The 6,805-nt window shown below is 74.2% G+C and carries 8 protein-coding genes; 6 read left to right on the top strand and 2 right to left on the bottom strand.

Annotated elements, in window-relative coordinates:
- The first annotated feature begins 267 nt into the window (after positions 1-267).
- From ABZ924_RS26745 to ABZ924_RS26720, 6 genes are all read left to right on the top strand, one after another.
- Entirely contained in the window at positions 268-981 is a 714-nt protein-coding gene (locus tag ABZ924_RS26745) for a hypothetical protein (protein WP_361914777.1), read from the top strand.
- A gap of 85 nt (positions 982-1,066) precedes the next feature.
- Complete coding sequence (locus ABZ924_RS26740; protein ID WP_361914774.1) at positions 1,067-1,636, top strand: GNAT family N-acetyltransferase; 570 nt, start codon at positions 1,067-1,069, stop codon at positions 1,634-1,636.
- A gap of 44 nt (positions 1,637-1,680) precedes the next feature.
- Positions 1,681-2,109 (top strand): SUKH-3 domain-containing protein, encoded by a 429-nt coding sequence (locus ABZ924_RS26735; RefSeq protein WP_361914771.1) that lies wholly within the window; start codon positions 1,681-1,683, stop codon positions 2,107-2,109.
- Positions 2,110-2,287: 178 nt separating this feature from the next.
- A complete protein-coding gene (locus tag ABZ924_RS26730; RefSeq protein WP_361914768.1) occupies positions 2,288-3,148 on the top strand; it encodes a CPBP family intramembrane glutamic endopeptidase in 861 nt (286 codons plus the stop codon).
- Between the two features lie 115 nt (positions 3,149-3,263).
- Positions 3,264-4,553 (top strand): sensor histidine kinase, encoded by a 1,290-nt coding sequence (locus ABZ924_RS26725; RefSeq protein ID WP_361914765.1) that lies wholly within the window; start codon positions 3,264-3,266, stop codon positions 4,551-4,553.
- Positions 4,505-5,149: a response regulator transcription factor gene (locus ABZ924_RS26720; RefSeq protein ID WP_361914762.1), complete on the top strand. Its 645-nt coding sequence runs from the start codon at positions 4,505-4,507 to the stop codon at positions 5,147-5,149. Before ABZ924_RS26725 ends, ABZ924_RS26720 begins: the two co-directional genes overlap by 49 nt.
- Positions 5,150-5,207: 58 nt before the next feature.
- Here ABZ924_RS26720 and ABZ924_RS26715 read toward each other — a convergent pair whose 3' ends face one another.
- Complete coding sequence (locus tag ABZ924_RS26715) at positions 5,208-5,510, bottom strand: putative quinol monooxygenase (RefSeq protein WP_361914760.1); 303 nt, start codon at positions 5,508-5,510, stop codon at positions 5,208-5,210.
- A 27-nt stretch (positions 5,511-5,537) separates the two neighbouring features.
- Positions 5,538-6,593, bottom strand: coding sequence for a DMT family transporter (locus ABZ924_RS26710; RefSeq protein ID WP_361914757.1), 1,056 nt, complete (start codon positions 6,591-6,593; stop codon positions 5,538-5,540).
- Positions 6,594-6,805: the final 212 nt, after the last annotated feature.

The raw sequence follows: 6,805 nt of genomic DNA, 5'->3' as shown, positions 1-6,805 counted from the left end.
CAAGAGGTTGCGTGCGGGGTGTTGGTGGTACAAGGATTGGAACCAAACTTGCTGTGGGGGGTTTCAGGTGATTGCCCTGCCGTGGGCTGGATCAAGGCCCCGGCCTCCCTGTGGAGGCCGGGGCCTTCGCGTTGATTTCGGGCCCGGCATCCGCCGCCTGCCCGGCCCCCGCCCGCCCGGCCCCCGCCCGCCCCGGCCCCGCGCCGGGTAGCGGCCGCGGGCGTGTGACCATGGCCTCCTCGCACATCCGCACGTCATGGGGGGACCATGCGCACCCGTACCACCACCCTCTCCACCGGCCTCACCGCCGCGCTCACGGCCCTGCTCCTCCTGACCGGCTGCACCGCGTCCGGCGACGGCCGGCGACCGGCCGCGGGCAGCACGGCCGCCGCCCCCGCACCCGTACCGGCAGGCGGCTCCGCGTACGAGGGCCCCCGCCCGCAGGACCAGAACCTCCTGGCCTGGACCGGCGACCCCAACGACGCGGGCCACGTCACCGCCCAGTCCGCGGCCGGAGTCGGCGGACGCGTCACCCTGGTGCGGATCGTGCTGCGCGAGCAGATCACCTGGTCCAACATCTGGCTCGGGCTCGCCGGCCTCGACCCGAACGCCCAGCTCTCCGACTGCTACCTCGGCGTGTACGACGCCGGCGGCACCCTGCGCGCGTCCACCGCGGACATCTCGCCGCAGCTGATGACCGACGCCGTCGCCAAGCCGCTGCCGCTCGCCAAGCCGTTCACCGCCGCCCCCGGCACCTACTTCATCGCCCTCCTCCTCAACGGCAACTGGGCCACCAACGCCCTCACCCTCAAGGCCACGGGCGCCGGCATCTCGGTCAACGCCGGCCTGGCCCCGCCGAACCTCCGCTACAGCACCGTCCTGACCGGCCAGACCTCCCTGCCGGCCACCGTGAACCTCGCCGAACAGTCCACGAGCACCATCAACACCGGCTGGGCCAGCCAGTGGTACGGCATCTCCTGACCGGCGGCCACGACGTCCTGCGGCCGCTGCCGGGTGCGCGGAATCCTGTTTGCCCGCGGCGGCGGCCGCATACGATCCTCCCTGCATGAACCTTCCCCAGCCGGTGATAGACCTGGACGACCTGACGCTGCGCACCTTCGACGCCGAGAGGGACCTGCCGGAGTTCCAGCGGGTCGTCCAGGAGTCACTGGAGCACCTGCGCCCCTGGATGCCCTGGGCCGCCGAGCACAGCCCCGACACGACCCGTGATTTCCTGGCCGACCGCGCCGAACGCTGGGCGAGCGGCGAGGCGTACAGCTACGCGATCGTGCTGGACGGGGCGATCGTCGGCTCCTGCGGGCTGGTCCGGCACGAGGACACCCCGTCGGACTGCATCGAGATCGGCTACTGGCTGCACCCCGCCGCCACGGGCCGCGGGGTGGTGACCCGAGCCGCCCGCGCCCTGGTCGACGAAGCCTTCCGCCTGCCCGGCGTCGACCACGTCGAGATCGCCCACGACCCGGCCAACCGGGCCAGCGGCGCCGTCCCGGCCCGCCTCGGCTTCACCGAACAGCCGCGCCGCCCGGCCGACTCCGGCGAGCTCCGCATCTGGCGGCTGAGCAGGGCTGACACCGCCGGCAGCGGATCAGCGGGCGGACCTCGTACTGGCCGATGACACCGGACCCACAGGACTCACCTGCTGCCGACGGGCATTGCGCAGTGGTGGAGGAAGAGCTGCGGGCCGCCGGCTGGACGCCCGGGCGAGTCGTGGACGTGAGGCCCTGGACCGCGCCGTTGGAGGCCCGCGGTTTGACCGCCCACGCGGCGGCTCGGGCCTTCCTCGCGGAGTTCGGCGGGACACGGTTCGTGTTCTCCGGGCCCGGCGCGGAGTGCGCCCGGACCGCGTTCCGGCTGGATCCGTCGGTCTGCGAGGGAGAGGAGGAGGTCTTCCTGGAGTGGGGCGGGGAACTGGGACTGTCCCTGTTTCCGATCGGGGAGTGCGCGGACGGCCTGGGCTTCCTGGCGATCGACGAGAACGGCTCGGTGCTCTCGCTGGGCGGCGGCTTTGCCGTGCGGTACGGGCCCGTTCCGCAGGTCTTCGACAGACTGCTCCTCGGCTACCGGGCCGAGGTGGTCGGGGAGGCGTAGGAGTAGGCGCAGCTGCAGGGGTGCGGCCCGGGCGGGCGTGCCGGCCGGGCCGGGGTGTATCTGGGTACACCCCGTCGGGCACCTACGTGCAGGGGCGGCGCGGGCGCCGGACGGCAGAGTCGGGGGTGCGGCGCGAGGGACGCGCCGGGACCGATCGACGGGCAGGGGGCCGGGCGGAATGCCGGAGCTGAAGGAACAGGACGTGCGGGAGCGGCGGGGCGTGCCCGAGGCGGCCGCGGGGGACTCGCGGGCGTGGAAGGCGGAGGCGGGGGTGTTCCTGGCCGTCGCGTTCGTGGCGGCGGGGGCGTGCGGCGCCGTGCAGCCCGCGACGGGGATCCCGGCGGCGGTGGTGCAGTTGACCCAGTTCGGGCCCGCCGCGGCCGTCGCGGCGGTGGCCGTCCTGTGGCCCGGCCGGATCCGGCACCGGCTCGCGGGAGCCCTGCCGGGTACGGGTACGGGCGCGGCTGCGGCGGGGGACCGGGCCGGCACCGGCCGGGGGCCGCTGCTCCTGCTCACCGCCGTACTGATCACCGCGATGGGCGCGGGCGCGTACGCGATGGTGGCGGGCTCCGTGCCCGTGACCGATCCACGGAGCCTGGAGCACCCGTTCGCCCTGGTCGTCGTGGCGCAACTCGTCGGCGCCTGCGGCGAGGAGATCGGCTGGCGGTGCCTGCTGCAGCCCCTGCTGCGCACCCGCTTCGGGCCGCTCACCGCGTCCGCGCTGGTGGGCGTGGCCTGGGGGCTGTGGCACGTGCAGGTCTTCGTCCGGGCCCCGGCGTACGCGGCCGCGTTCCTGGCGGCCACGGTCGCCATGTCCGTCGTCCTCGGTCTCGCCCTGGAGCGCGTACGGACGAACCGGCTGCTGCTCGCGGGCGGCTTCCACACCCTGGTCAACCTCGGGATGCTGCTGTTCATGGACGAGGAGTCCGGGGCCGTTCTCCCCATGGTGCTGTTCGCCGGTGCCTGCCTGGCCGTGACGATCCCGTGGATCCGGGCCGCCGTTAGGATCACGTCGGTGGCGGCGCACGGGGCGCGCTGACGTGGCGGAACGACGGGTGGGCATGGCACGGCGGGGCGGGCGACCGGGCTTCAGGAGCGGGCTGGCGGGGCTCAGGGTAGGGCTGCCCGACACCGGGGCCGGGCAGCCCCGGACCGTGGCCGGGCTGCTCTGGATCAGGCGAGCCCTGGCCGACGTCGGGCGCTGCCAGGTGCTCTCGCTGGCTGCCTTCGCGGTCTCCGCCGCCGGCGCGCTCATCGTGGGCGTGCTGCTCCTGCTGCCCGTAGGGGCCGGCCTGCCCCTGCTGCCGGCCGCCGCAACGGCCTTGCGCCGCCTGTCCGACCGCTACCGCACCTGGGCCGAGCGCTGGACGGGCACGCACATCACCCCGCCCGAACCGCTCGACCCGCACGCCCTCGACGCCACGGCGAGCCGGCGCAGGCGCGCCACCGCCGTCCTCGGCGACGAGGGTTTCTGGCGCGACCTGCGCTGGGCGTGGGCGGAGCCCTGGATCGGCGGCCTGCTGGTGGCGGTGCCGCTGGCCCTCGTCGAGTACGGGGTCTTCGGCGCGGCGGTGCAGCCGTTCGTCTGGCGGCTCGTCGGCGACGGCAACTGGTACGCCTTCATCCCGGTCGACTCCCGCGCCAGCATGCTCGCCGCACTCCTCCTCGGCCTCTGCTTCGTGGCGGCCGGACTGCGCCTCGCGCCCGTGGTGCTGCGGCTGCACGCCCGCTGGAGCCGCCGCCTCCTCGCGGCGCCGTACACGGCCGAACTCGTACGCCGCATCGAGCACTTGGCCGAGACACGGGCCGACGCCCTCGACGTACAGGCCGCCGAACTGCGGCGCATCGAGCGGGACCTGCACGACGGGGCGCAGGCGCGGCTGGTGGCCCTCGGGATGACCCTGGACGAGGCGACCCGGCTCCTCGACTCCGACCCGCGGGCGGCGCGGGCGCGGCTGGAGGAGGTGCGCGCCACCGCGCAGCGGGCCCTGCAGGACCTGCGCGACCTGGTGCACGGGGTCCTGCCCCCGATCCTGGCCGACCGCGGACTCGGCGACGCCGTGCGGTCGTTGGCCCTGGACAGCCACCTCGACGTGCACGTCGAGGCCGCGCTGCCCCACCGCCTGCCCGCCCCGGTGGAATCCGCGGGCTACTTCGCCGTCGCGGAACTGCTCGCCAACGCCGCCAAGCACTCCGGCGCCCGCGAGGTCCGCATCCGCCTGGCGCACGCGGACGGCACCCTGCGCGCCACCGTCACCGACGACGGCCACGGCGGGGCCGACGCCTCCCGCGGCAGCGGACTGCGCGGCGTCCGGCGCCGGTTGGGTACCTTCGACGGAACCCTCTTCCTGCACAGCCCGCCCGGCGGGCCGACCACCGCGACCCTGGAGATACCGTGCGCGTCGTCCTCGCCGAAGACCTCTTCCTCCTGCGCGACGGGCTGACGCGCACCCTGGAGGACCACGGGTTCCAGGTGGTCGCGGCGGTCGACAACGGCCCGTCGCTGCTGCGGGCCCTGCGCGAGGACGCCCCGGACGTCGCCGTCGTCGACATCCGGCTGCCGCCGACGTTCACGGACGAGGGCCTGCGCGCGGCCCTGGAGGCCCGCAGGGACCGGCCGTCGCTGCCCGTCCTCGTACTGTCCCAGTACGTCGACCAGCTCTACGCGCACGAGTTGCTGGCCGGCGGCCGGGGCGCCATCGGCTACCTCCTCAAGGACCGGGTCACGCATACCGCGCAGTTCGTCGACGCGGTCCGCACCGTCGCCGCGGGCGGCACGGTCATGGACCCCCAGGTCATCGCCAGGCTCCTGGCCCGCAGCGACGCCCGCGGCACCACCGCGGCCCTGACGCCGCGCGAGCTGGACGTGCTGCGGCTGATGGCGGAGGGGCGGTCCAACGCCGCGGTCGGCCAGACCCTGCACATCAGCGAGAGCGCAGTCGCCAAACACACCGCCGCCATCTTCGCCAAGCTCCGGATCGAACCGTCCGCGGACGACAACCGGCGCGTGCTGGCGGTCCTGGCGTACCTCAAGCGGTAGACGGCCCCTGAGGCGGCCGCCCAGGGACTCGGCAGGGGCTTCCCGGCGCCGAGGCCGGTCAGGCCACGGGGTCGGCCGCCAGCTCGATCACCTCTGCGGGTCCCGCGCGGAACGTCGGACTGACGGCATCGGCTTCGACCATGTGCGCAGTGACGTCGTGGGCGGCGAGCGCCGCCCGCGACGACCACTGCTCGATGAGCACGAAGCGGTCGGGATCACCGCTCACTCGGTGCAGGTCGTACTGCAGGCATCCCTCCTCGGCGCGCACGAGCGGCGCGAGCCGCTCGAAGGCATCGATCTGCTTCTGGCCGTGACCGGGGAGGGTGGTGATCAGGATGTGGAGGCGTACGGGTTGTGACATGGGCCAGAGCCTAGATCGACAGCCACGTCAGCGGAAAGGTTTTTCCGGTGGGTCGGTGGTGGCGCTGCACCTCGGTTCGGGAGACGCCGGGGCAGGAGCCTTTATGACGAGGTCGGCCTGTTGCGGCTCGGCGGTACGGGTGAGACCCGCGCGGTTGAACAGGTACGAAGCCAGCAGGACGCCCGCCACCACCAGCAGCCCGCCCCACAGCTCGTGGAAGGCCGGGGTCCGGCCCTCCCACAGCAGGTTGAAGGCGGCGCCGAACACCGCCTCCATGCCGATGACCGGCCCCATCACCGTGGCCGGCAGCCGCTCGGAGGCGAGGTTCCAGAACCAGGTCGCACACCACGAGCCGAGGGCGGCGAGCGCCACGCACCACGCCAGGTACGGCCACAGCGTGCCGGCGTCCGCGAACGGCGACCGCCCGCCGCCGGTCAGTGCGAGAGGCAGCAGCAACAGCGAGCCGAGGCAGGCGCCGATGCCGATGCAAGCGGTCCAGGTGGTGCCGTCCACGGCCGGCCGGGCGCGCTCCAGCGTCCTGCGGTTGACGATGACGAAGTAGGACCAGGCGGCGGAGGCGAGGAACCCGAGCACGGCCCCGAACGCCGGGTCGCGGCCACCGGCGGAGCTGTCCGCCGGCGCACCGCTGTTGACCAGCAGGAGTCCGAGGGAGATCGCGGCGATCGGGAGGACGAGTCGGCGCCAGGCGAGCACCTTCTCGAGCAGGTTCGAGACGACGGTGACCATGAGCGGGATCAGCCCGGTCATGGTCGACGCGAGGACACCGCCGCCGAGTTCGGCGGACATCGCGAGCAGCAGGTAGAAGCCGATGTAGCCGACGACGCCCAGGTGCAGGGCCGTCAGCAGCCGGCGCGGCCCGAGGCCGCGCAGGCCGACGCGGTGGTGCGTGATCAGCACGGCCAGCGACATCAGCCCGAAGACGCCGTACCGGCCCACGACGAGGTAGTAGACGTTGACCGGGGCGACGGCCGCCGGCCCGAGGAACGTGAAGCCCCACAAGGCGGTCGCCATCAGCGCCGCCGGCAGTCCGGCGACGTAGGCTCGGCATGCGCTGACCGTCACCGGTGCACCCTACTCCCGGACCGCTGCCCACGTGCCGTACGGGCCGCCCCGGTGAGGGACGCCGAGACGACCGCCGACGCCGACCGGCAGCCGCGCCGCGCGGCCGCAGGACCCGTACCGCCTCCTCGACGGTGTGGACGTCCGGGCCGGGGCGAAACGGAGCGTAGGGGAGGGGGCTGCGTCAGGAGGTCGCCGTCCGCTTGGCGGGGGCT

The sequence above is a fragment of the Streptomyces sp. NPDC046876 genome (assembly GCF_040645035.1).
In the GTDB taxonomy this organism is placed as follows: domain Bacteria; phylum Actinomycetota; class Actinomycetes; order Streptomycetales; family Streptomycetaceae; genus Streptomyces.
Note: the sequence above shows the minus strand (reverse complement) of the source record. Positions and strands in the feature narration are given on the sequence as shown.

Coding starts and splice junctions, on each gene's coding strand:
- ABZ924_RS26745 (WP_361914777.1), top strand. CDS start 268: ATGCGCACCCGTACCACCACCCTCTCCACCGGCCTCACCGCCGCGCTC.
- ABZ924_RS26740 (WP_361914774.1), top strand. CDS start 1,067: ATGAACCTTCCCCAGCCGGTGATAGACCTGGACGACCTGACGCTGCGC.
- ABZ924_RS26730 (WP_361914768.1), top strand. CDS start 2,288: ATGCCGGAGCTGAAGGAACAGGACGTGCGGGAGCGGCGGGGCGTGCCC.
- ABZ924_RS26715 (WP_361914760.1), bottom strand. CDS start 5,510: ATGTCACAACCCGTACGCCTCCACATCCTGATCACCACCCTCCCCGGT.